At 67.1% G+C, this 25,113-nt stretch carries 18 protein-coding genes; 5 read left to right on the top strand and 13 right to left on the bottom strand.

The genetic code is table 11. The annotated features are described in order from the left end of the window. Positions 1-4 precede the first annotated feature (4 nt). A complete protein-coding gene (locus NMB41_RS01615) occupies positions 5-1,117 on the bottom strand; it encodes a Re/Si-specific NAD(P)(+) transhydrogenase subunit alpha (RefSeq protein WP_494380749.1) in 1,113 nt (370 codons plus the stop codon). 252 nt (positions 1,118-1,369) lie between these two features. Between NMB41_RS01615 and NMB41_RS01610 the strand changes: the two genes are divergently transcribed. Together NMB41_RS01610 and mnmA are read left to right on the top strand one after the other, a co-directional pair. Further along, complete coding sequence (locus NMB41_RS01610) at positions 1,370-1,858, top strand: NUDIX hydrolase (protein ID WP_494380748.1); 489 nt, start codon at positions 1,370-1,372, stop codon at positions 1,856-1,858. Between the two features lie 10 nt (positions 1,859-1,868). Next, the gene (gene mnmA / locus NMB41_RS01605; RefSeq protein ID WP_494380747.1) at positions 1,869-2,975 is read left to right on the top strand and encodes a tRNA 2-thiouridine(34) synthase MnmA; all 1,107 of its coding nucleotides are present in this window, start codon (positions 1,869-1,871) and stop codon (positions 2,973-2,975) included. An 80-nt stretch (positions 2,976-3,055) separates the two neighbouring features. Here the strand turns inward: mnmA and NMB41_RS01600 are convergent, their stop codons facing one another. Beyond that, on the bottom strand, positions 3,056-4,870 hold the full coding sequence (locus tag NMB41_RS01600; protein WP_494380746.1) for a sensor domain-containing phosphodiesterase: 1,815 nt from the start codon (positions 4,868-4,870) through the stop codon (positions 3,056-3,058). Positions 4,871-5,103: 233 nt separating this feature from the next. On the opposite strand from NMB41_RS01600, the gene NMB41_RS01595 reads away from it, so the two are divergent. Further along, complete coding sequence (locus tag NMB41_RS01595; protein ID WP_494380745.1) at positions 5,104-5,829, top strand: GAF domain-containing protein; 726 nt, start codon at positions 5,104-5,106, stop codon at positions 5,827-5,829. Here the strand turns inward: NMB41_RS01595 and NMB41_RS01590 are convergent. The 7 genes from NMB41_RS01590 to NMB41_RS01560 all read right to left on the bottom strand — a co-directional run bounded on the left by NMB41_RS01590 (position 5,816) and on the right by NMB41_RS01560 (position 11,013). Next, the gene (locus NMB41_RS01590) at positions 5,816-6,217 is read right to left on the bottom strand and encodes an ANTAR domain-containing response regulator (RefSeq protein WP_494380744.1); all 402 of its coding nucleotides are present in this window, start codon (positions 6,215-6,217) and stop codon (positions 5,816-5,818) included. The two genes, NMB41_RS01595 and NMB41_RS01590, sit on opposite strands and share 14 nt — an antisense overlap. Before the next feature lie 16 nt (positions 6,218-6,233). Next, complete coding sequence (locus NMB41_RS01585) at positions 6,234-7,010, bottom strand: 5'-3' exonuclease (RefSeq protein ID WP_494380743.1); 777 nt, start codon at positions 7,008-7,010, stop codon at positions 6,234-6,236. A 6-nt stretch (positions 7,011-7,016) separates the two neighbouring features. After that, the gene (locus tag NMB41_RS01580; protein WP_494380742.1) at positions 7,017-7,688 is read right to left on the bottom strand and encodes a glutathione S-transferase; all 672 of its coding nucleotides are present in this window, start codon (positions 7,686-7,688) and stop codon (positions 7,017-7,019) included. Between the two features lie 204 nt (positions 7,689-7,892). After that, positions 7,893-8,432, bottom strand: coding sequence for an REP-associated tyrosine transposase (locus NMB41_RS01575; protein WP_494380741.1), 540 nt, complete (start codon positions 8,430-8,432; stop codon positions 7,893-7,895). Positions 8,433-8,609: 177 nt separating this feature from the next. Further along, positions 8,610-8,873 (bottom strand): DUF6587 family protein, encoded by a 264-nt coding sequence (locus tag NMB41_RS01570; protein WP_494380740.1) that lies wholly within the window; start codon positions 8,871-8,873, stop codon positions 8,610-8,612. Position 8,874: 1 nt separating this feature from the next. Further along, complete coding sequence (gene feoB, locus NMB41_RS01565; RefSeq protein ID WP_494380739.1) at positions 8,875-10,752, bottom strand: ferrous iron transporter B; 1,878 nt, start codon at positions 10,750-10,752, stop codon at positions 8,875-8,877. Positions 10,753-10,755: 3 nt separating this feature from the next. Next, a complete protein-coding gene (locus tag NMB41_RS01560; protein WP_494380738.1) occupies positions 10,756-11,013 on the bottom strand; it encodes a FeoA family protein in 258 nt (85 codons plus the stop codon). A 198-nt stretch (positions 11,014-11,211) separates the two neighbouring features. Between NMB41_RS01560 and NMB41_RS01555 the strand changes: the two genes are divergently transcribed. Both NMB41_RS01555 and bfr read left to right on the top strand, forming a co-directional pair. Beyond that, the gene (locus NMB41_RS01555; protein WP_494382914.1) at positions 11,212-11,424 is read left to right on the top strand and encodes a (2Fe-2S)-binding protein; all 213 of its coding nucleotides are present in this window, start codon (positions 11,212-11,214) and stop codon (positions 11,422-11,424) included. Positions 11,425-11,520: 96 nt separating this feature from the next. Then, positions 11,521-11,991: a bacterioferritin gene (gene bfr, locus NMB41_RS01550; protein ID WP_494380737.1), complete on the top strand. Its 471-nt coding sequence runs from the start codon at positions 11,521-11,523 to the stop codon at positions 11,989-11,991. A gap of 21 nt (positions 11,992-12,012) precedes the next feature. On the opposite strand, the gene NMB41_RS01545 is transcribed toward bfr, so the two are convergent. The 4 genes from NMB41_RS01545 to NMB41_RS01530 form a co-directional block, all read right to left on the bottom strand. Further along, positions 12,013-13,671: a CehA/McbA family metallohydrolase gene (locus NMB41_RS01545; RefSeq protein WP_494380736.1), complete on the bottom strand. Its 1,659-nt coding sequence runs from the start codon at positions 13,669-13,671 to the stop codon at positions 12,013-12,015. Between the two features lie 124 nt (positions 13,672-13,795). Then, positions 13,796-14,653, bottom strand: a complete 858-nt coding sequence (locus tag NMB41_RS01540) for an outer envelope protein (RefSeq protein WP_494380735.1) — start codon at positions 14,651-14,653, stop codon at positions 13,796-13,798. Continuing rightward, entirely contained in the window at positions 14,650-23,334 is an 8,685-nt protein-coding gene (locus tag NMB41_RS01535; protein ID WP_494380734.1) for a glycoside hydrolase family 94 protein, read from the bottom strand. The genes NMB41_RS01540 and NMB41_RS01535 overlap by 4 nt, the downstream gene beginning before the upstream one ends. A gap of 145 nt (positions 23,335-23,479) precedes the next feature. Continuing rightward, on the bottom strand, positions 23,480-25,042 hold the full coding sequence (locus NMB41_RS01530) for an aminotransferase class V-fold PLP-dependent enzyme (protein ID WP_494380733.1): 1,563 nt from the start codon (positions 25,040-25,042) through the stop codon (positions 23,480-23,482). Positions 25,043-25,113 lie beyond the last annotated feature (71 nt).

The raw sequence follows: 25,113 nt of genomic DNA, 5'->3' as shown, positions 1-25,113 counted from the left end.
TCTCCTATTTACGCAAGACTTCGCCGTCGAGGCAAAGCAGCGTTGCGCGCACGATTTCGTCGTCGCGGTCGATGATGAACTTGTCGTCCTTGTCGATGACGAGCTTCAGGAAGTCGAGCACATTGCGCGCGTACAGCGCCGAGGCGTCGGCCGCGACCATGGCCGCCAGGTTCGGCTCGCCGATGATGTACACGCCGTGCTTGATCACCGTCTTGCCCAGTTCCGTCAGCGGGCAGTTGCCGCCCTGCTCGATCGCCATGTCGACGATGACGGAGCCGGGCTTCATGGCAGCCACCGTCGCCTCCGAAATCAGGGTCGGCGCCGCGCGGCCCGGGATCAGGGCGGTGGTGATGATGATGTCGGCCAGCTTGGCCCGTTCGTGCACCAGCTCTCCCTGCCTGCGCATCCAGTCGGCCGGCATCGAGCGCGCGTAGCCGCCCACGCCTTGTGCGATCTCGCGCTCTTCGTCGGTGATGAAGGGCACGTCGATGAACTTGGCGCCGAGCGACTCGACCTGCTCTTTCACCGGCGGGCGCACGTCGGACGCCTCGATCACGGCGCCCAGGCGTTTCGCCGTGGCGATCGCCTGCAGGCCGGCCACGCCGACGCCCATGATCAGGACGCGCGCGGCCTTCACGGTGCCGGCGGCGGTCATCAGCATCGGCATGAAGCGCTGGTAGGTGTTCGCCGCCAGCATCACGGCCTTGTAGCCGGCGATGTTGGCTTGACTCGACAGCACGTCCATCGACTGCGCGCGGGTGATGCGCGGCGCCGCTTCCAGCGCGAAAGCAGTGATGCGCGACTGCGCCATCGCGGCGATGTTGTCGTTATCAAAAGGATTGAGCATGCCCACCAACACCGCGCCGGGACGCATGGCGGCGCGCTCCTGCGCGTTCGGGGCGCGTACTTTCAGGACCATGTCGGCGCCAAAAGCATCTTCGGCGCTGCCGACTGTGGCGCCGGCGGCGGCGTAGGCCGCGTCGGTGACCGCCGCATGCAGGCCGGCGCCGGACTGCACGATCACCTGGTGTTTGCCGGACAGTTTTTTCACTGTCTCGGGAGTTGCCGCTACGCGGGTCTCGCCCGGCCGTGTTTCGGCCGGAATGCCGATTCTCATGCATCCCTCCTTCATGTTGGTGTTCTGTTCTGTACACAATCTACCACGTAAACATGGCCTTTTTGGCATTCCGTGCTGCTGCCTCGGCCGGTCTCATGCTTTCCGGGTAAATACGATACAGCTGAGCGAAGAAGGCATCATTTTTTGTATCAAATCGATGCGATTGCGGCTTTTTTGCTGCACTGCACAGGTACTTGCAAGCAACCCTTTGCGCACCGCTGTAGAATATCGGCTCATTTGTCGAGGACGCGCATGACCCATACCTTCAGACCGTCAGTCACCGTTGCCGCTATCATCGAACGCGATGGCCGTTTCCTCCTGATCGAGGAAGAGACGAGCGAAGGCATCAAACTGAACCAGCCGGCCGGCCACCTCGACCCGGGCGAATCGCTCGAGCAGGCGGTGATGCGCGAATCCATCGAGGAGACCGCGCACGAATTCATCCCGAGCGCTCTGGTGGGCATGTACATGTCGCGTTATTACTCGAAGTCGCGCAATGCCGACATCACTTATTTGCGCTTCACCTTCTGCGGCACCGCCGGCAAGCAATTCGACCAGCCGCTGGACGACGGCATCCTGCGTACGCTGTGGATGACGCGCGACGAAATCGCCGCATCGAGCGAGCGCCACCGCAGCCCGATCGTGCTGCAATGTGTGGACGATTACCTGGCCGGCCGGCGTTCCGACCTGGCCCTGCTCTACACCCACCCGTCGGTATTCGAAGACGGGTTGACCAACTAACGGACGTACCATGCGCAAGAAAAAAGTCGTGATCGGGATGTCGGGCGGCGTCGACTCCTCGGTCGCGGCCTGGATGCTGAAAGAACAAGGCTATGAAGTCATCGGCCTGTTCATGAAGAACTGGGAAGACGACGACGATTCCGAATACTGTTCGACGCGCCAGGACTGGATCGACGCGGCCAGCGTGGCCGACGTGGTCGGGGTCGACATCGAAGCCGTGAACTTCGCCGCCGAATACAAGGACCGCGTGTTCGCCGAATTCCTGCGCGAATACCAGGCCGGCCGCACGCCGAACCCGGATGTGCTGTGCAACGCCGAGATCAAATTCAAAGCCTTCCTCGACCACGCCATGAAGCTCGGCGCCGACCTGATCGCCACCGGCCACTACGCGCGCGTGCGCGAAAATGCTGTGGGCAAGTTCGAGCTGCTGAAAGCCTTCGACCACACCAAGGACCAGAGCTATTTCCTGCACCGCCTGAACCAGGCGCAGCTCTCGAAGTCGCTGTTCCCCCTGGGCGAGATCCCGAAAACCGAAGTGCGCCAGATCGCGGAAAAGTTACAGCTGCCGAATGCGGCGAAGAAGGATTCGACCGGCATCTGCTTTATCGGCGAGCGCCCGTTCCGCGACTTCCTGAACCGCTACCTGTCGCACAAGCCGGGCCCGATGAAGCTCGACAACGGGCAAACCGTGGGCGAACACATCGGCCTGTCCTTCTACACGCTGGGTCAACGCAAGGGCATCGGCATCGGCGGCTTGAAATCGCACCGCAATGCCGACGGCACCAGCGAGCCGTGGTTTGTCGCGCGCAAGGATATCGAGACCAACACGCTGTACATCGTGCAGGGCCACGACCATCCGTGGCTGCTGTCGAACCGGCTGGAAGCGGGCCAGGCCAGCTGGGTCGCCGGCGAGCCGCCTGCGCCCGGCCTGCTGTCGGCCAAGACGCGCTACCGGCAGTCGGACATGGCCTGCACGGTCGCCGCCGATGGGCTGGATCGCTTCGCGCTCGATTTCACCGAGCCGCAGTGGGCCGTGACGCCGGGGCAGTCGGCCGTGCTGTATGACGGCGATATCTGCCTGGGCGGCGGCATCATCGACGGCGCCAGCAAGGCGTAATAAGGTACGGGGTCATTGTGGCCAATGGCCACAATGACGGATTCACCGGGCACGCCTGCCCCTGCAAATTCATCAACAGCTCAAGCGCAGGCCAGCTCCGCTTCCCGCCTCGCCTTCCTCGGCCGCGCCAGCGTCCACTCGGCGCAAATCCACTCTTCGAACTGTTGCGGCGCCATCGGGCGCGCGTACAAATAGCCCTGCACCTGGTCGCAGCCGGCGTCGGCGAGCAAACGGGCCACCGGCGCCGTTTCCACGCCTTCGGCCACGACCAGCTGGCCGAGGTCGTGCGAGAGCTTGATCATGGTGGCCACCAGCGCGCGCTTGCGTTCGTCCAGGTCGAGATCGCGCACGAAACTCTGGTCGATCTTGATCACCTTCGCCGGCACGCTCTGCAAATAGGCCAGGCTGCTGTAGCCGGTGCCGAAATCGTCGATCGCCAGCTGCACGCCGGCAGCCGTCAAGGCGCCCAGGGTGGCGGCGGCCAGGGTGCGGTTCGACATCAGCGCGCTCTCGGTGATTTCGATCGCCAGCGCAGCCGGCGCCAGGCCGTGCGCACGCAGGCGCGCCAGCACGTGGGCGCAGAAGTCCGGCTCGAGCAGGTTGACGGCCGATACGTTGATCGCCACCTGGGTCGCCAGGCCGTCGCGCTGCCAGATCGCCAGCTGGCGCAGCGCGCGTTCTAGCACCCAGCGCGTGGTGCTGCGCGCCAGCGAGGTCTGTTCGATCACGGGAATGAATTCGCCCGGCGATATGTCGCCCAGGGTCGGATGGCGCCAGCGCAGGAGCGCTTCGGCGCCGATGCAGCGGCCGGTCGCCAGTTCGATCTTCGGCTGGAACACGAGGCGCAGCTGGCTGTCGTCTTCGAGCGCGGCGCCGAATTCGTTGGCGACCCGGAAGCGGCGCATGAAGGCGGCGTTCTGCTCGGCCGAGAACACGCGCACCCGGTGCGAGCCTTCGATGGCGTCGTGGGCGGCGCTGTACATGTCGCGCAGCAGCTCGAGCGGGTCGGCCTGGCCGGTCGCAAACGGCGCCACGCCGACGGTGGCCGTGGTGACGAAACGAGAGGTGGTGCTGTCGGCGCGCAGCGCGATCCAGGCGCCGAGCCAGTCGCAAAAGCGCGCCAGGTCCGCCCCCGGCTCGGCCAGGAAGGCGAACTGGAACGGGGCCACGTGGTACAGCTTGCGCCCCGGTCCCAGCGCCGCGCGCAGCATGCGCGCCGCCTCGACGACGATGTCGTCGATCACGCCGGCGCCCATCGCGCGCACCGCGCTGCTCATCTGCCCGGGGCTGGCCAGGTTCACCAGCGCGGCCAGGCGCGCTTCCCCGAGCGGATGCTCGATCGTGAGGTCGAGCAGGTCGTCGACAAACTGGTGGCGGTTCGGCACGCCGCTGGCCGGATCGATGCGGCCGATCGCGTGCTGCAGTTCGATCTGCGCCATGATCATCGCCGCCAGGTCGGCGAGGACCGCGCGTTCGCTGTCGCTGATACTACGCGGTTCAGTCCCGACGACGCACATCGAACCCAGGCAATAGCCGTCCCGCGTCATCAAGGGTGCGCCGGCGTAAAAACGGGCGCCGGTACTTGCCAGCGTGCTGTCGCGGTATACCGCGCTTGCGCGCAGGTCGTCGATCACCAGCATCTGGTTGGTGCTGGTGACTTCGCCGCAAGGCGCGTCGTGGCGCGGCATGCGGTCCGTATCTACGCCGACGCGCGACTTGAACCACTGGCGGTCGACATCAGTCAGCGACACCGCCGCTACGGGCAAGCCGAACAACTGGGCCGCCATCCGCGTGATGCGGTCGAAGGCTTCGTTCGGTGGGGTATCGAGCAAGTCGAGTTTGCGCAGTGCGTCGAGACGGGCTGCTTCCAGCTGGGCCGGCGGATGTTGACTCATGGCGGTGGTGGTCCTTGCCGGCCAGAGCCGAAAGATATGACGAAAATGATGACAAGATCATTGTGGTCGCCGAATTTCTTCAAGTCAACTAAATTACTCTGGCTCAAGGTGTAAGTACGCCCCTTTATGAACAAGAAACTAAGTTATTGTTGTATGCCATCATCAATTTCGGCATTTTAACTTGTTGCTAAAGTAAAATACTGAACAGTTATTCATCACGTGGAACAACTACCATGGCGGCACCCCGCATCGACAATGAAGACGACCCGATCCTCACTACCCGTGAAGCGGCCAAGCTGCTCGGCATTGCCGTCAGCACGGCCCAGCAATGGATCGAGAACGGGGTGCTGCCGGCCTGGAAGACGCCGGGCGGCCACCGGCGCGTGCGCCTGTCCCATGTCAGCGCGCTGCTGCGCGCACGCGCCGGCCTGGGTGCGCAGCCGGGCGAGGCCGTTCCGGGCGACTTCCTGCCCGACGCCGCCTGCGCCCTGCCCGGCCGCGAGCATGCGCGCCTGGCTGCCCTGCGCGCGACGGGACTGGTCGACAGTCCCGCCGAAGCCGTGTTCGACCGCCTGACCTGGCTCGCGGCGCAAGTCACCGATTGTCCGGTCGCGCTGCTGTCGCTGGTGACGGCGCGCCGCCAGTGGCTCAAGTCACGGGTTGGCTTCGCGCTGCAGCAGACGGCGCGCGAAGACGCCTTTTGCGGCCACACGATCGAGCAAAGCGGGCCCCTGGTCGTGCCCGACGCCCTGCTCGACGCCCGCTTCCGGAACCACCCGCTGGTGGTGGGCGAACCGCACCTGCGTTTTTATGCGGGCTTTCCGCTGGTCGACGGGCAGGGCTTCCGGCTCGGCGCCCTGTGCGTGATGGACAGCGAGCCGCGCCGTCTGCGCGAATGCGAGATGCGCGCGCTGGAAGAATTGACGGCGATCGCGGCCGAGGAAATCAGGCGCCGTTAGGCGTGCCGCCTGCCTGCTGCTTGCGCACCAGCGCAATGACGGTATTGCGGATGGTTTTCAGGACCGTGTCGGCCTTGAACGGTTTGACGATGAAGCCATGCACGCCGCGCGCCAGCGCCGCTTCGATGGTGGGCGCATCGAGCGTGCCCGAGATCATGAAGACCATCGTTTTCGGCAGGTGCGTGCGCAGCTGCTCGACGACATTGCTGCCGTCTTCCACCTGCTCGCGCGCGATGCACATGATCTGCGGCCGGAATTTGGCGGCCAGCACCAGCGCACTCTGGCCGGTATGGGTCTGGCCGACCACTTCGTAGCCGCCATCGGTCAGCACGGTATTCAACAGGCCGCGCGAGATCGCGTTCGAGTCCACTAACACTGCCTTCAGCATTCCGGGTCCTTCTCTTTCAATGTGAATCGTAAGCGAGCGACTTCCAGGTGACGCCGAGGCGCACGTCCGTTTTGAGCTGCACCAGCTGGCGCGACAGGTACAGGATGTCGCGCTCGGCGCGCAGGCGTTCGCCCAGGGGCGTTTTCAGGATGCCGGCGCCTGCCATCACCGCGTCCAGGCTGCCGTAGGCAGTGAGCAGGCGCGCCGCCGTCTTCATGCCGATTTTAGAGACGCCCGGCACGCCGTCGGTGGCGTCGCCCATCAGCGCCAGCAAATCGTGCAGCAGTTCCGGCGCCACCCCGAACTTGTTGCGCACCCAGGCGTCGTCGTGCCACTCGTTCTTGAAATGATCCCACACCAGGGCGCCGTGCGCGATCAGGACATGTAAATCCTTGTCGGTGGTGGCGACGATCGCCTCCCCCCGGTTTTCGTTCAGCCAGCGCATGACGCAGGTGGCGACGACGTCGTCGGCTTCGACCTCCGGCAGCATCGCCACCGGCACCCCGGCGGTGCGCAGGCGCTCCTGGAATTCCGGCAGCGCTTCGCGCAGTTCGGACGGCATCGGCGCGCGGTGCTCGCGGTAGCGCGGGTAGAGCGCATGGCGCCAGGTCTGGCCGCCATAGTCGAAGGCGGCCAGCACGTGCGTGGGCGCGTGCGTGTCGAGCAGGTTGCGAAACGAGGAAAACGCATGGCGCAGGGCGATGCCGGCCTTCAGGTCGGAGTCCGGCTCCGGGCTGGCTTCGTAGACCCGGCGCACGATGTTCAGTCCGTCGATCGCGAGCAGCTTGGCCATGCGGTTTTACCTTGCGTAAGCGTATTTGCCGCCGCGTTCCAGCGCGCGCGCGTAAGCCGGGCGGGCGTGGATGCGGGCCAGGAAGTTCGACAAGCGCGGGTACTGCTCGCCCAGGCCCGCGCGCGAGGCAGCCGCCTCCAGCGGAAAACTCATCTGGATGTCGGCGCCGGTCAGCTCGCTCCCCGCGAACCAGTCGCGCGTGGCCAGTTCCGCTTCCAGGTAGTCGAGCTGGTTCTTGATGTTCGGGTTCACCAGCGTGTCCTTCACCTTGCGCGCAATCGTGCGCGCGATCGGCTTGGCAAAGAAAGGCATCGGGCCGCTTTCGATGCGGTCGAACACGAGCTTCATCAGCAGCGGCGACATCGCCGAGCCTTCCGCGAAGTGCATGAAGAAGGTGTATTTCAGTTTGTCCGGCGTGCCGGCGGCGGGGACGAAGCGCCCGTTGCCGTAGCGCTCGACGAGGTATTCGACGATCGCGCCCGATTCGGCCACGACGGTGTCGCCATCGGTAATCACGGGCGATTTACCCAGCGGGTGCACGGCCTTCAGTTCGGCCGGCGCCAGCATCGTCTTCGGGTCGCGCTGGTACTTCTTGATCTCGTACGGCAGGCCCAGCTCTTCGAGCAGCCAGAGGATGCGCTGCGAGCGCGAATTGTTCAGGTGGTGGACGATGATCATGGGCGCGCTGTCGGTGGACGAAGGAGCATTAGCTTAGCATTGTTGCGGCGTTACAAAAAGGCGCGGCCGCGTTTCAGCGGCGGCGGTTGATTGCGGCGCCGGGACTGGGTGGGGTATCTGCACCATAACGATCGAACGAAAATACGAATATCGTAGGGTGGGCACCCGTGCCCACGCGGTCGTACTGGTGCGTACCACCAATGTCTACTCCCAATACGAATCCGCAATATGCTGTGTTGCGCCCCAATCCTGTGGATATATTTTCTCTCGTACGTATCGATGGAATGTCGAATGCGGCCAATCGCATACACGCTGTACGTATCTGTGCTTGACCGGATTGAAGTGGATGTAATCGACATGACGCTCGAAATCGTTTTCGTCGCGGATCTGGTGTTCCCAGAAACGGCGTTGCCAAAGCGTTGACTCACGGCGCTTGCGTGCAGACGCCGTCAATAGTGTCGGCTCGCGAAAATCGCTTCTGCACGCAATCGATACCAATCGTTTGATCTCGCCCCAGCGCGAAGAATAGTTGTGGTCGCCGTTGTGCAGCGTCCAGATGCAATGCATGTGATCTGGTAACAGCACCCAGGCGTCGACAGTGAACGGACGCGATTCACGTACCGCACGCACTGCACGGCCAAGAGCGGCACGAACCTTTTCATCGCAAAAGATGGGACGGCGCCGATATGAAACGACCGTGAAAAAGTAGGTGGGGCCTTCGGTAAGGCGGCGGTAATGTGACATGGTGCCGCATCGTAGTGCGGCGGTGTATCGCCACGGATGCGTTACATCAATCGAGACGCGAAGGTAAGGAACTTCAGCACACGATAACGCTTGCAGAGGGTGATACCGCGTGGGCACGGGTGCCCACCCTACGATTTGCCACCGTTATTAGTAAATAAGAATGCCAGCGGCGATTCGTCAGTGTTTCTCGTGCAGCTTGATGACCTTATGCTTGCTGCCTGCAGGCGGCGTTATTTCTTCCGGCGTCTCGCAGGTATTACAGCTCTTGCACCCGCCACCGCAGCTGTCGGCCGTATCGAGCCAGCGCACCAGCGTCGAGTCGGTGCCGCCGCGCGAGAGGCGGTTGACGATGCGGATGCGCCAGGCGGCCGGCAGGTATCTGGCGCCGACGTAGACGGCGGCGACTACCACGACCAGCGCGACGACCAGTTCCTGCCACATGTCAGCCTCCGCCGAGCGCCAGCGCAACCCGGTAGGTGATGAAGGATGCGGTGTAGGCCAGCGCGAACATGTAGCCGGCCATCATCCAGGCGTATTTGGCGCTGCCGGTTTCGCGGCGCACCACCGACAGGGTCGCGATGCACTGCGGCGCGTACACATACCAGGCCAGCAGCGACAAGGCGGTCGCCAGCGACCAGGAACCGGCGATCAGGGGGCCGAGGGTATTGGCCACCTCGTCGCCCGAACCGGACAGCGCATACACGGTGCCCAGCGCGCCGACTGCCACTTCGCGCGCGGCCATGCCGGGAACGAGGGCGATGCAGATCTGCCAGCCGAAGCCGATCGGTTCGAAGATCACGGCCAGCGCGCGGCCCAGCATGCCGGCCACGCTGTAATAGATCGGCGGCTGGGTTGCGCCTTCGGGCGCGCCCGGGAAGCTCGACAGGAACCAGAGCAGCACCATCAGGGTGAGGATCAGGGTACCGACGCGCATCAGGAAGATCTTGGCGCGTTCCCACAGGCCCAGGGCCAGGGTCTGCAAGTGCGGCCAGTGGTAAGCGGGCAGTTCCAGCAGCAGCGGGTGCTGGCCGCCGCCGCTGCGGCGTTTCATGTACCAGGCCACGCCCATCGCGCTGACGATGCCGAGCGCGTACAAGGCGAACAGCACCAGGCCCTGCAAATTGAAGATGCCGATCTCGCGCGCCGGAATGAAGGCGGCGATGATCAGCGCGTACACGGGCAGCCGCGCCGAGCAGGTCATCAAAGGCGCGATCATGATCGTCACCAGGCGGTCGCGCGGGTTCTGGATCGTGCGCGCGGCCATCACGCCGGGGATCGCGCAGGCGAACGAGGACAGCAGCGGAATGAAGGCGCGGCCCGACAGGCCCACGCCGCCCATCATGCGATCCAGCAGGAAGGCCGCGCGCGGCAGGTAGCCGCAGTCTTCCAGGATCAGGATGAAGAAGAACAGGATCAGGATCTGCGGCAGGAATACCAGCACGCCGCCGACGCCGGCGATGATGCCGTCCACGAGCAGGCTGCGCAGGGGGCCGTCCGCCATGGCGCCGCCGACCCATTGGCCGATACCCTCGACGCTGCCGGTAATGAAATCCATCGGCGCTTCGGCCCAGCTGAACACGGCCTGGAAGATGATGAACATCAGCGCGGCCAGGAGGATGGGACCGGCCACCGGATGCAGCACGACCTGGTCGATCTTCTCCGACAGGTTGCCCTTGTCATGCGCGTAGCTGACGCTGGCTTCCAGAATGCGGCGCACTTCGCGCTGGGTCTGCTCGACCGGCACGGCGTCGATCGCGGCCAGCGGCTGGGGTTCGACGTGCTCGAACGGCATCAAATCGAGTGCGTCCAGCAACGCCTGCTCGCCGCCGGCCTGGATGGCGACGGTCTCGATGACCGGCATGCCCAGCTCCTGCGACAGTTTGACGGTATCGATCTCGATGCCGCGCTTTTTCGCGACGTCGACCATGTTTAACGCGAGCAGCATCGGCAGGCCGAGGCGCTGGATTTCCAGCACCAGGCGCAAATTCAGGCGCAGGTTTGTGGCGTTGACGACACAGATGACGGCATCCGGCGCCTGTTCGCCCGCGCGCAGGCCGGCGACCACGTCGCGCGTGATGGCTTCATCGGGGGTTTGCGCGGACAGGCTGTAGGCGCCCGGCAGGTCGAGCACGCGCAGGGCGCGCCCGGACGGCGAGGTAAAACTGCCCTCTTTGCGTTCGATGGTGACGCCGGCGTAGTTCGCGACCTTCTGGCGCGCGCCGGTGAGGCGGTTGAACAGGGCGGTCTTGCCGCAGTTCGGATTGCCGAGTAAAGCGATCAGGGGCGAGCGCGTCGCCACCTGTTGTTCCATGACACCCATCGATTATTCCGGCTGGATGGAAACCAGCGCCGCCTCGAACTTGCGCAGGGCAAAAGTCGATTCGCCGACTTTGACGGCAACCGGGCCGCCAGGCAGTCCGCGTTTGAGCATGCGGATGCGTTCGCCCGGGACAAAACCCAGTTCCATCAGGCGGCGCGCCACATCCTGGCCGCCCAGTGCATGCGGCGCGAGGTGGATCACGGTCGCACTCTGTCCGGCCTTGAGGGCGTCGAGTGTGGTCAATGAGGGGACTAAAGTCATGGCGGCGTTCCGGTGGTGTAGCGCTGATGAGACAGATACTAGCATCATAAACCTAAATGCGAATTATTTCTATTTGCAGATCGATCACACGACAAAACCGCTTGCGTTCGACGAAAAATTTCATCAGAATAGAACACGAATGAGAACGATTCTCATTATTCGAGTGACAACGTATTGACCACTTCCGGGGCTGCTTCGATGATCGTCTGTGTCTGCAACAACATCTCTGACCGTGAAATCCGCCAGGCCGTCGACCTCGGCATCACCTCGATCGCCGCCCTGCGCGAAGAGCTGGGCCTGGGCACCGACTGCGGCAAATGCATCAGCTATGCGCGCGAAGTCCTGCACGAAGCCATCGACAGCAAGACCGTTGTTACCGAACTGAGCCGCCGCGTCACGCAGGCCGCATAAAGCCGGCTCCGCCACCACCGCCGCCGCTTCGCGGCGCGCGCGTTCGCCCTTCTTGCTATGATTGTGGCAACGCATAACCACAACAAGGCAAACACCATGAAGGGCGATCCCAACGTCATCCGGCTGCTCAACGCGCAGCTGACCAACGAGCTCACCGCCGTCAACCAGTACTTCCTGCACGCGCGGATGTACCGCCACTGGGGCTTCTTCAAGCTCGGCAAGAAAGAATACGACGAGTCGATCGGCGAAATGAAGCATGCCGACAAGCTGATCGACCGCATCCTGATGCTCGACGGCCTGCCCAACCTGCAGGCGCTGCACAAGCTCCTGATCGGCGAAAACACCGAAGAGATGCTGGCCGCCGACCTGCGCCTCGAGCGCGCCGCCCAGGTCACGGTCAAGGAAGGCATCGCCGCCGCCGAAGCCGCTGCCGACTACGTCTCGCGCGATTTGCTGCTCTTGATCCTCGAAGACACCGAGGAGCATATCGAGTGGCTCGAGACCCAGCTCGACCTGATCGTCAAGGTCGGCATCCAGAACTACCTGCAGAGCCAGATGGCCGAGTAAGCCGTTGGGGATGGGCGCTGCTCAGCGCCCTTCTCCTTCCTGCGTCACCCACACCGGCGCCGACCACAGCACGTTGCCGTCCGCCTGCGTCACCTTCGCATAATAAAAATGCGCGCCCAGCGAGGGCGTGAAGCTGACGTTCGCCTTGTCCGCCATCTGCGTCACCATCCCGCCGCGCCCCGGCACCCCTTCCATGATCGCCACCGAGGCGACCTGCTTGCCTGCCGTGCTGGCGAAATGCGCCACCAGGTTCAAGGACCCGTTGTTGGTGAAGCGTTCGCCCATCATGCGGCCGTTCGCCGTGAGCACCAGTTGCGAGCCCTTGTCCATGGTCGCGAACACGCGCCGCGCTTTTAACGCGTCGATAAAACTGGCCTGGGACAGCGGCACGCCATTTGGCACCAGCACGCCGGTGCGGTTGGTGTAGGCCGAACCCCAGTTGGCGCAGTGGTTGTCCTGGTTGGTGCTGAAGGCCACGTGATAACCCGCTTCCAGGATCTTGTTGCAGGCCGCCTCGAAATTGCTGCGCCGGGTTTCGCCTTCCCGATCGTTGACCGAAAACGCGGTGCTGTTGACCACCTCGCACAAGGCCATGGCCTCGTCGCCGTCCGCCGTATAGCCGAGCGCCACGCCGTTCACGGCGAACTGGCCGGAGGTCGACGGATGGTTGAACTGGCCGACCCAGCCGCGTTCGCGCATCAGGGTATACAGTGCCGCGTAATCGCTGCGCGGCGTGGCCAGGTCGGCCAGCAGCTCGCCCTTGGCATTCTTTTCCCAGCCCAGCAAGTGATCGCTATTAAAAATGTTCACATGGCCGCCCTTGTTGATGACGCCCCACTCCATGCCGTACACGGCGAGGAAGTCCGGATGCGCGGCATTGAAGCCGGCGGCGGCGTCGCGCCCCTTGCGGTACAGCGCTTTCGGCGTGGCCGGGTCGGCCTCGAGCCGGGTGCCGTCCGAGCCGTCGTACATGTGGTTGTGTTCGGACGCGACGAGGATGTCGAGGCCGTGGTTCCTGGCGTAGCTGAAGGCGGCCTCGGGACCGTATTTCGCGGTCAAGGGCTCCTGCGCGCCCTTGCAGTCGGACAGCTCGGCGCCGCCGTCGCTGTGGTTGGTCTGGCTGTGCAGGTTGCCGAGATAAACCGTGTACGGCAGCGCCGCCATGGCAGGCGCCAGGCCCGCCTGGCCGATGCGGCCCACCGGCAAGGGCGCGAAGGGCGGCAGCAGCGGCGCTTGCGGCGGCCCGATCTCGATCTGCCAGGCCTGCTCGTGCACGTCGAGCGCCGGCGCGCTGGCCAGGGCGTCGCGGCTGGCGGCGCGCAGGCGCACCTGGTACAGGCCGGCGGCAAGCCGGCCCGCGTCCAGGCCCGACCAGGGCACCGCGACCGTCACCGGCTGGCCCGCCAGCGGCGTGCTGTCCTGCCAGCGGCGCACCACGGCGCCACGCGGGGAAATCAGTTCGAGCCGCCAGTCGACGACTTGGGCATGGCGCGCATTCGGATAATCGAAGGCGAGCGTGAAGGTGCGCGCCTCGCCCTTGCCGGGTTCAGGGGCCCGGTAAGGCGCGTGGAGCGTGGCTTCGAATTCGCTGTGTTCGTCGATGGCTGCAAAGGCGCCGGGAGCGCAGCAGCACAACAAGAAGAGAGCGAGCCGGGAGGGGGTCGAGAGAATGGTTTTCATGGTGCAATTGTTGCAATTGCACCATGACAGCCGCTTGCGCCAGGCCGGGAATTAGTTGCTACTAATTATAGATTTTTTGACAAAAGGACAGCCGGGTGCGATCGCCGCCCGGCCGCGCCTTCAGTTAAAAGTGGTATTCGGCGCGCACCATCGGCGTGCTGGCGCGCTGGCCGCGGCCGCCGGTCGTGGTGCTGGTGTTGCCGAACTTGTTGTTCCAGAACTGGTATTCGAGGCCGACACGCAGGCGGTTCTTCGGCTGGCCGAAGTGCGAGCTCATGTCGTACATCAGGGCCAGGTCGACATTGGTCTCGGCGCCGGTGCCGTTGCCCACTTCATCGCGCCCCTTGGCGCCGATGAACAAACCATAGCCTTCGAACGAGAAGCGCTCGGCCACGGGAATGGCCCAGTTCACCGACAGCGCGGCGTGGGTGTCGTAGGTGTAGCGGCCGTTGACGTTCGAAATCGGCGCAAAGGCGCCGCTCGGCGCATTCGATTCGCGCAGCACCAGCAAACTCGTATTCAGGAAGCCCGGCACGTCCCACATCAGGGTCGGACCAACGACGAGCATGCGCTTTCTCGAGTTGTAGCCGACGTCGTTCTTGGTGTTCCAGTCGAAGCCGAGGGTCAGCCCGACGCCCTTCACGGGACCGTAGCGCATCTCGGCGCCGCGCAGTGCGCCGATGTCGAGCGTGTGGCGGTAGACGACATAGGCTTCCTGCGCGCCTTCGTCTTGCTGGAGCGAGGCCGGATCGGTCTCGTCGGACTGCAGCAGGTCGACGTTGAAGAAGTTGCTGCCGTATTTGTAGCCGCTGGCGTGGGTCAGCGCGAAGATGTGCTTCTTGATGTGCTCGGGGTTGAACGGCTCGGCAAAGCGGCTGCCGTAGCGCCAGCTGATCGAGGTGTCGCTCCAGTCGGCCGCGCCGGCGGTGGCGCAGGAGAGCAGCAAGGTGGCGCCAGTGGCGAGCAGGATAGTCTTGGTCATGTGATCGTCTTCGAGTGAGGTTCTACGGGTGGCGCAAGGATGGACGCGCCGTGCCGGGGCGCGACGTGCAGCTCGACGCGGTGCGCCTGGCCATCGTCGACGAGGTGCACCGTATCGCCGCCGATGTCGACGCCATCGACCAGCAGCGCGGGGCGCTCGCCGGCGCGCACCTCGATTGCATAGGTGGTGGCACGGTAGCGGTAGTGCAGCGTAAAGCCCGGCCAGCCGCGCGGCAGCTGCGGCGCCAGCACCAGCCGCTCGCCGACGCGCTCGATACCGAGCAGCGATTCGACGATCAGCCGGTACATCCATCCGGCGGCGCCAGTGTACCAGCTCCAGCCGCCGCGTCCGACATGCGGGGCGGCCGCCAGCACGTCGCCCGCCACCACATACGGCTCGAGCCGGTAACGCTCGCAATCGGCCGGCGTGTCGGTCAGGCGCACCGGATTGAGCATGTCGAACAGCTCCCAGGCGCGCTCGCCCTGCCCCATGCGCGCGAAGGCCATCGCGCCCCACAGCGCGGCATGGGTGGCCTGGCCGCCGTTCTCGCGCAGGCCGGGCGCATAGCCGCGCAGGCTGCCGGGATTGACGCTGCCGCTCCCGGTGGCGCTGCCGAAAGGCGGATCGAACAGCTGGATCAAGCGCGTTTGCTGGTGCACCAGGCGCGCATCGACCGCCGCCATGGCGCTGGCCGCCCGCTCGGGACCGGCGGCGCCGGAGAGCACGCTCCAGCTTTGCGAGACCAGGTCGATGCGGCATTCGTCGTTGTCTTTCGAGCCGAGCGGCGTGCCGTCGTCGAACCAGGCGCGCCGGTACCATTCGCCGTCCCAGGCGTGGTGTTCCAGCTGGGTCGTCAGCGCTTGCGCCGCGGCGCGGCAAGTGGTGGCGAAGCCATAGTCGGCGCGGCGGTCGGCCAGCTCCGCGAAGCGCTGCAGCACCTCGATCATGAAAAAGCCCAGCCACACGCTTTCGCCGCGGCCCTTGGCGCCAACGCGGTCGAACCCGTCGTTCCAGTCGCCGCTGCCGATCAGCGGCAGCCCGTGTTCGCCGAAGCGCAGGCTGTGGCGGATCGCGCGCACGCAATGTTCATACAGGTCGCCGCGCTGGCTTGACTCGCGCGGCGCATCGAAATACGACTCTTCGCCAAACTCCAGCGCACGCCCTTCCAGGTAGGGCGCCGGCTCGCCCAGCACACCGATATCTCCGGTGGCGCGGATGTAGCGGCAGGTGGCCAGCGGCAGCCACAGCAAATCGTCCGAGCAGCGCGTGCGCACGCCGCGGTTGGACGGCGGATGCCACCAGTGCTGGACGTCGCCCTCGACGAACTGGTGCGCGGCGCACAGCAGCAGGTGCTCGCGCAGCAGTTGCGGGCGGGTGTGGACCAGCGCCATGGCGTCCTGCAGCTGGTCGCGGAAACCGAAGGCGCCGCCCGACTGGTACAGGCTGGCGCGCGCCCACAGGCGGCAGGCGATCGTCTGGTACACCAGCCAGCCATTGGCCAATACGTCCAGGCTCGGGTCGGGCGTCTCGATGCGCACCGCGCCGAGCGTCTCTTCCCAGTAGGCGTGCACTTGTTCCAGCACCGCGCGCGCCGCCACGCTGCCCTGGTAGCGCTGCACCAGGCCGGCGGCGTCGCCCGTGGCCGCGCCCAGCATGAACACCAGTTCCTTCTGTTCGCCCGGCGCCAGTGCGAAGGCCACCTGCAGCGCCGCGCACGGGTCCAGCGCCGCCCCCACGCTGCCCGACAGGCTGCTGCGCTGCATCGCCTGCGGCTGCGCCAGATTACCGCCGCGGCCGATGAATTCGGTGCGGTCGCAGGTAAAGCTGCGATCGCCGGCGTCGACGTGGAAGAAGGCGGTGTGGCCGGCGTAGTCGCTGTTCCAGGCCGAGCGTGCCAGCAGCGCGCCGCTGGCGGCATCGACCTCGGTGACGACGTGCATGCTGGAGGCGGCGCGCAGCTCGCCCAGCACCCACTCGACATAGCCGGTGGCGGACAGGCGCCGCGGCCGGCCGCTGTCGTTGCGCACGCGCAGCACCATGTACTTGATGGGCGCATCGAGCGCCACGAACTGCGACAGTTCGGAGTGGATGCCGTGGGCCGTGTGTTCGAAGACGCTGTAGCCGAAGCCGTGGCGGGTCAGGTGGTCGCCGCCCGAGGGCATCGGCAGTGCCGCCGGCGACCAGCAGGCGCCGCCCGCTTCGTCGCGCAAGTAAAACACTTCGCCGCCGCGGTCGCTCACCGGGTCGTTGTCCCAAGGGGTCAGGCGCAGTTCGCGGGCGTTCTCGCTCCAGGTACAGGCCTGGGCGCTTTCCGAGACGACCGAGCCGAAGAGCGGGTTGGCGAGCACGTTCGACCAGGGCGCCGGCGTCGGGCGGCCGGGACCGGTGCGGATGATGTATTCGCGGCCATCGAGGCTGAAGCCGCCGATGCCGTTGTCAAACTGGAGCGCAGGCTGTTCGATTCCCGTTTTTTCGAAGGCCGGGCTTGTAGCGGGCTGCGGCGCCGATGGGCGCAGCGCCGGCAGGCCAGGTGCCGCTTGCGCCTGCGCGCGCTGCACCTGTTCGGCCAGGGTGCCACGCTCGCCCGGCAGCACCACGCGCGCGACCGCCTGCAGCAGGACGCGGTCTTCCTGCGGCAGCTGGGCGAACGCCTGCACGTACACGCCGCCGGCACGGTCGGCAAGATCGGGGTCGACCAGCGCCAGCACCTGCGCGTGCAGCGAGCGCGGGCCGCTGGCACTGTCGCCGCACCAGATCACCAGGTCGACCTGTAAACCCCTGGCGCGCCACCAGGCCTGCGCCTGCAGCAGCTGGCGCGCCAGCGCCAGGTGGGCGGCTTCGTCCACCTGCACCAGCACGATCGGCAGATCGCCCGAAATCGCATACGGCCACAGGCTGGACTGCCCACGGCTGTTGCGCACGATGAGGCCGGGATCGGCGCGCAGCGCGCGCTGTGGATAGAGCACGGCGCCGGCCAGGCGCGCGTAGAGCTGGGCGTCGGCGTCTTTCGTCGTCTCCTGCGGCAGCTCCTGCGCGAATGCGCGGTCGGCTTCGCCGCGCTCGGCGTATTTTGCGGCCAGCTGGAGTGCGGCGTCGCGGCTGCCTGCCACACCAAACACCAGGTCGAGCGTGGCTTCCTCGCCTGGCGCCAGGTCGATGGTGCGGCGAATCGCCAGCGCCGGGTCGAGCACGGAACCGGCGGCGCCGTTGAGCGGCGTGGTCTCGACGAGCGCCGCTGGCAGCGCCGTGGCCCCGCCGCGCTTTATAAAATCGGCGCGGCTGGTTTCGAACGAGGCGCCGGCGACGGCGCCGCCATGGACCGCCATCGCGTTCACCAGCCAGGGGCCGGGTTCGGCCTCCTCGCGCTGGCGGCGCATGCACAGGATGGCATTCTGTTCGGCCACGATCTCGCTTTGCACGAACAGCTTGCTGAAGGCCGGATGGGCATCGTCGAGGGCGGCCGGCGCCAGCACCGGTTCGGTGTAGCTCGTGACCTCGATGCTGCGCGCGTGGCTGGAAAGGTTGCGCATGCGCGTGCGGCGCAGCTCGACGTCGTCGCCGGCCGCCACCACGATCTCGGTGAGCAGCTCGATCCCATGGTCGCGCCGCAGCCATTGGGCGCGCCCCGGCGGGAACACGGCCTCGTAATAGTCGGGCTGGGCCAAGGTCGGCTGCCAGGCGCTCGACCAGACGGCGCCGCTGTCGCTGCCATCACCCACATCGCGCAGATAGCAGAACACGCCCCAGTCGTCGCTGGTGGCGTCCATGCGCCAGCGCGTCAGGGCCAGGTCGCCCCACTGGCTGTAGCCGGCGCCGTCGCTGGTCACCATCACGTGATAGCGGCCGTTCGACAATAGTTGTACCTGTGGCTGCGGCGGGCCGACCCGGCTGACCGAGCGCAGCGGCAACGGCCCCTGCGCCTGGACACCGCGCTGTGCTTCCAGTTCGAATTGCGCGGCTTCGAACGCGCCCGTCAGCGGCACCCGTTCCTGCAACAGCAGCAGCGCCGCGCGCATCTCCGGGTCGCCTTCGAAACGCGACTGCATCGGACGCCCGTGCAGCAGGCTGTCCAAGGCCAGCAAACCCATGCCCTGGTGGTCGGAATGCCAGGCGCGCACCACCGCGTAGACCTGGCCGCGCGCCAGGCGCGACGCGGTGCAGTCGATTGCCTCGTACAAGCCGTAGGGCCCGGCGGCGTCCAGCGCGGCCATCCGTTCCAGGTTGGCGCAGGCCGCTTCGGGCGCCACCATCAGCGCCAGCATCGCAGCGTAGGGCGCGGCCATGGAATCGCCGCCGTGCCCGCGCGATTGGCCGGTTCCCGGGACGCCGAAGGCGCGGCGTTCATACTGCATCTCGTCATCGAGACTGTTGCAGGCCGATCCGGACATGCCCCAGGGGATGTCGTGGCGCGCCGCATGATCGATCTGGACGCGCACGAGCGCGCGGCTGGCCTTGTCGAACAGGGTGCCGCCCCGGGTTGGCAGCACCAGGTTCGGCGCCAGGTAGTCGGACAGCGCGCCATCGGGCGACACCAGCAGCAGCTCGCCGCCGACCAGGCAGAGCGTGCGCTTGAGCGCAAACCAGTGTTCCTGCGGCAGCTGGCCGCGCGCGATGCCGATGAAGCTGGCCAGGCGCGCGCTGGACGCGAGCAGTTCGTGGGCGCCGGGTTCGCAGCGCCTGGCGCCGACGTCGTAGCCGGTCGCCAGCAGCTGCGTGCCGGGATCGAGCAGCAGGCCAAAATCCATGTCCGAGAACTCGCGCGCGCAAGCGGCCAGGCCCTCGATCTCTGCCAGCCGTTCACGGGCAGTGGCGGCGCCCTCTTCCACCATCTGCGCCAGCGCGTGGCCTGCATCGCCTTCGCCGGAGACGCGCAGCGCGCATCCCGCCAGTTCGCGCAGCGTGGGGATGCGGGTCAGGCTGGCGTCGAGCACATATTCCTCCACCGCGCGTATCCATGGCGCCAGGGCCAGCAGGTCGTCGCGGGCGGCGCGGCAGTCTTCGTCGAGACAGGCCGCCCAGTCGCGCAACCGGGCATCGGCGCCATCGGGCAGCGTGGCCCTGAGCATCGAGGCCGCGCGCACGGCGGCCCCCAGGCAGTCGGCCAGGCCAGGCAGGGTGTCGCCGTTGCGGCAGCGTTCTGGCGCCAGCGCGTCACGGCAGGCATCGATCGCCTTGCGCACCCCGCGCGGCGCACCTTGCGCATGTTCTTCCAGTACCAGCAGGGTGGCGCGCAAGCCTTCCAGGCTGCGCAGGCTGGCGATCGGCGCGTCCGCCAGGCGCTCCAGGCCAATGGCCAGGGTCAGCAAGTGGCCGGCCAGATTGCCGCTGTCCTCGGTCGACACGCGCGCCGGCTGGAGCGGCGCCAGGGTGCGCACGTCGTAGGCCGCGTAGAAGTGGCCGCGGTGGCGCTCGAGCAGCGCCATGCTGCCGAACGCGGCGCGCACCCGCGCCAGCACGGCCGCTTGCGCGACGAAGCCGAAGTCCCAGGCCGCCAGGTTGGCCAGCAGCGACAGGCCGATGCCGGTCGGCGTGGTCGTGTGCAGCACTTGCTGCTGCGGGTGCTCCTGCAGGCCGGCCGGGGCCAGCCAGTGGGTGGCGGGCGTGACGACGTCCTCGAAATAGCGCCAGGTGCGGCGCGCCAGCCTGGCCAGGAACTGGTGCTGCTGGTTTGACAGATCGGGCGCGGCGCGCTCGAACGGCAGGCTGACCCACCATGCGAGCAGCGGTGACAGGAACCACAGCAGCAGCAGGGGCGCCGCCGCGAACAGGGCGAACGGATGCAGGAAGGTCAGCTGCACGGCGACGAGGACGGCCAGCAGCGGCGCGAACCACATGCTGCGCCAGGCCGATTCGACATCGGTACTCGAGCGCACCAGGCTCGATGCCTTCCATTGCAGCAGGTGCTTGCGCGAGATCAGCATGCGCCAGCCGGTGCGCGCGACCGCGTGCAGGCTGTACCAGGCTTCGTGCGGCAGGAAAGCAGTGCGCATCACGGCGTGCCCAAGGCTGTTGGCCGCCGCGCGCGCCCAGTTGCCGACGTGCTGGCGCCAGGGCATGCCGCGCGGCTTGTCGGCCAGGCCGACCAGGATCGTGATGAACGCCGGCAGGAAGAACACCGACAGCGCGGCGGCGCTCCAGAAGGCCGGTCCCGGCAGCAGCGACCAGCACAGCACCAGCATGGCCATGACCGCCGGCGCCACCAGGCTGCGGCGCAACCTGTCGAACAGCTTCCAGCGCGCCAGCGGCGTCAAAGGATTGGCTTCGCGCCGGCCGTCCTGGGAGGGCACGCGTGCGCGCAGCCAGCCGGCCAGCTGCCAGTCGCCGCGGATGCGCCGGTGGCGCCGGGCGACGGCGTCGCTGTAGCGCGCCGGGCAGGATTCGATCAGCTGGACGTCGCTCAGGACGCCGCTCCTGAGGTAACAGCCTTCGAGCAGCTCGTGCGAGAGCACGGCGCCGTCGGGCAGGCGAGCGTCCAGCACGCGGGTCAACGTGTCGACTTCGTAGATGCCCTTGCCGATGAAGGAGCCTTCTCCGAACAGGTCCTGGTAGAGGTTCGGCGTGGCCTGCGTGGAGAAATCGATGCCCGGTTCGCCGCCGCCCAGGCGTGCATGGCGCGATGCGCGTTCCAACGGCAGCGAGGCCGCCAGGCGCGGCTGCAGCAAGGCGTGGCCGGCGATCACGCGGCGCCCGGCGCCGTCCAGGACCGGCTGGTTCAGCGGGTGCAGCATCGCCGCCACCATCCGGCGCGCGCTCTCCATGGGCAGCAGGGTGCCGGCGTCGAGCGTGATCACATAGCGCACGCCAAGGAGCGCGTCGGTATTCCCTTCGGCCAGCATGAAGCGCTCGCGCGCGCGGCCACGCAAGTATGCGTTCAGGTCGGCGAGCTTGCCGCGCTTGCGCTCGCGCCCGATCCAGGCCTGTTCGCCCGCGCTCCAGGTGCGTGGCCGATGCAGCAGCAGGAAGGGCTGAGCGTCATGGCGCTCGTTGAGCGCGGCCACGCCAGCGCGTGCCTCTTCCAGCAGCTCGGCGTCGCCGAACACGGTTTCCTCGGGCGCGTCCGTAAAATCGGTCAGCAGGCAAAACCGCAGCTGCGGGTCGCGGTTGGCCAGGTAGTGTGTTTCCAGGCCCGCGCACAGCGCTTTTACATGGTCGCTGTCGTGCAGCAGCGCCGCCACGGCCACCAGGGTGCGCGCGTCGGCCGGGATACCCGCTTCCAGGTCCATGCGCGGCAGCGGACGCGGCGCCACCAGGCGCGCCGTCATCAGTTTGGTCAGCTGCAGCGCCAGTTCGCTGGCCCCAAAAGCGGCCAGCAGGCCAAACAGGATCAGCAAGGGTGCGCTGGCGCCGCCCTGCCAGGCGTGGACCAGCAGGGCCGCCGTGCACAGCAGCGTCAGGGCTCCGACCGCGCCGAGCCAGGACAGCAGCGGGCGGCGCCGCGCGGCCCGGCGCAAGGCCAGCAGCTTGCCGGGTGCGGGTTTCAAGGCCGCGCGCAGTGCCGGCAGGCCGTCGCCGACCAGGTAATGGCCGACGTGGCGGGTACGCGCATCCAGGCCGCCTTCGGCTGCGGATCGATGCGCGCCGGCCAATGCCAGGGCCGCGGCGGCGACCTCGCTCTCGCTTTGTCCGCACTGGCGCGCCAGGCGTTCGACGGTGTCGCGGTAGTACTGGCGCGTGGCGCCATCCATGCAGGCGTAGACGCCGGCCGGATCGCGCCGCAGGGCCTGCTCGAGCAGGCTCGCGGTTTCGACAAAGGCCTGCCAGTCGATGCGCTCAAGCAAACGCAGGCTCGCCAGGCCGTTGGCGAGCGAGGCCGCGTCGAGCGCTCCCGCCTCGCCATCGCGCTGCACCTGCACTTCGATGGTAAGACCTTCGTCGGCCAGGCGCGCGCCGATCCATGCGAGCACCTGGTCCAGCGGCGCGCCCTGCCCTTGCAGGCGCTGCGCGAGTTCGGCGACGAAGGCGGGATCGAAAGGCTGGACGGCGCGCGCCATGTCGGCCATCAGCAGCACCAGGTCGCCCGGCCGGCGCTCCGCCGTCTCGAGCAGGCGCGCGGCCCACGCGGCGGCGAGACCACGCTGGTGCAGGCGCGCGGCCAGGCGCACGGCAAGGCGGCGCAGGTTCTCGGTCAGCGCCAGGCGCAGCATGGCCGGGAGCGCCCGCAGTTCGGCCGGGCGCAATGGCCGGCCTTCCTGATAGGCGGCGATGGTGCGCGCGAGGCTGTCTTCGCCGATCAGGCTGTCGGTATGCGCCACCAGTGCCAAAGCCAGGTGGTGGATGCGCGGCAGGCCGGCGGCCGCGCCGGGGGCGTTCACGCAGGGCAGCGCGCGTTTGTCGCGCGGCAGCTGCAGGCGCGCGCTGCGGATCTGTTCGGCGATCAGATGGTAGTGGTCGAGCAGGAGGCTGGCGGCAGGGTCCGTATGGCCGCTGCGCTCGGCGTCGGTCAGCGAAGCGCAGGCGGCTGCGATGGCCTCGGCGTTGTCCGCCAGGCGCTCCAGCAGATGCCCGGAGCAATCCTGCGGCGCGGGCCCATGGAGTGCGGCGAGCCGGCGGGCGTGTTCCGCCATCTGCGCGGCATCGAAACGCTCGGCGCGCAGTGGTGCACCGTCCGCGGCGTTGACGTCGCGAACGGGCAGTTGCCCCGCGCGCGGCGCGTCGGCCTTGGTGTGCAATTCTTCGTTCAACAGAGCCTCGATGATGGGCGTGCGGGAGACACGCCGCACTGCAAGGCAATGCTAAAACCTCATCGATTGGGAGACTGTGCGTTAACGAACGGAGTAGCCCGATGGTTGCGGGCACGCCGCAGGCGCGCCCGGTTGAAAGGCCGGATCAGGCGCCCAGCAGCGCCAGTCCGCCGGCCAGGTGGCGCACATTGCCGTGTCCGAGCTCGACGGCGATCCTCGCCGCCTGGGCGCTGCGGTTGCCGCTGCGGCAGAAGAACACCAGCGGGCGCGCTTCCCGGGCCAGCCAGGCGGCGTGCTCGGGCAGGCGCGACAGGGGCAGGCTATAGGCCGCGCGGCCATGCAGCCTGGGGGTGCCGAGCGCATGTTCGCAGGCTTCGCGCACGTCGATCAGGAGTGCGTTCGGGTGGCCGTCGAGGAAATGGGCCAGTGCCTGCCCATCCAGGTCGCAGCTGGCCAGGTCTTGCGTTGGCGGGCCTGGCTGTGCCGAGGCCGCGGCGCCCGATCCCGTGACCGGACACGCCGCCGGCGGCGGCGCCAGCAAGGCCTGGGCGCAATGCGCGATGCGCACGCATGCCTCGTCGATGAAGGCATCGTCCGCCAGCGGCCCGAAGGACATGCGCACCGCATTCGCACAGCGGCTGTCCGCCAGCCCCATCGCCTGCAGCACATAGCTGGGCGCAGCCTTCGCGGCCGAACAGGCGGAGCCGGCACTCACGCGCACGCCGGCGGCGTCGAACAGGTCGAGCAGCGCCTTGCCCGACCTGCCCGGGACCGTGAAATTGAGCGTGGTCGGCAGCGCGTGCTCGAAGGGCGCGTTGAACGCGATGCCGGGAAAGGCCGCGCGCAGGCTCGCGGCCAGCCGGTCGCGCATGGCGGCCAGCTGCGCGTGGGTGCGGAAGGTCTGCCCCTCTTCCAGCGCGCGCAGCACCGCGCCCAGCGCGGCGATACCGGCCATGTTCTCGGTGCCGGAACGCTGGCCCGCTTCCTGGCCGCCGCCGCACATCAGCGCCGTGTAGGGCGCGCCCTCGCGGACGTAGAGCATGCCGATGCCTTTTGGCGCGTACAGCTTGTGGCCGGAAAACGGCGCGTAATCGATGCGGGTGCGGTCGAGCGCCAGCGGCAGCTTGCCGAGCGCCTGCACGCAGTCGACCATCCACAGCGCATCGCTCCTGGATTGCGCCAGCACGGCGGCGATGCCGTCGAGATCGGACACGACGCCGGTCTCGTTGTTGGCCGCCATCGTGCACAGGAAAGCGGTGCGCGGCGCAAGCGTGCGCAGCTGGTCGAGGCAGTGGCGTCCGGTAGCGTCGACCGGCAGCGCCTGCAGGGTCAGGTTCGTGCCGAGCAGCGCGTTCCAGTGCGCCAGGCTTTCCGGCACCGCCTTGTGCTCGGTCGCGCCGTACAGCAGCAGGTCGCCGCAGGGCAGCCCGGCCGCACGCCGCGCGCGCACGGCGCACAAGGCCGAGAGGACGGCAGTCTGGATGCCTTCGGTGGCGCCGCTGGTAAAGACCAGGCGTCCGCTCGCGGCCCCGAGTACGCGGCGCGCGCGGCTGCGCGTATCGTCCAGCAAAGCGCGCGCCCGCAAGCCGCTTGCGTGGCTGCTGCTGGGGTTGCCGAAGCAGGCCAGCAGCGCCGCCTGGGCCGCTGCAACGGCGGCCGGCAGCACGGGGGAAGTCGCGTTCGCGTCGAGGTAAATTTCACTATGCATAATAAATCGCAAAAACTGTAAAGACAGGTAGAGATCGTGTTATTGTTAAGCAATATGTTACGAAGATGTTG

The sequence above is a fragment of the Massilia sp. FBCC-B171 genome (genome assembly GCF_059134155.1).
This window is presented reverse-complemented; position numbering and strand designations above follow the sequence as displayed.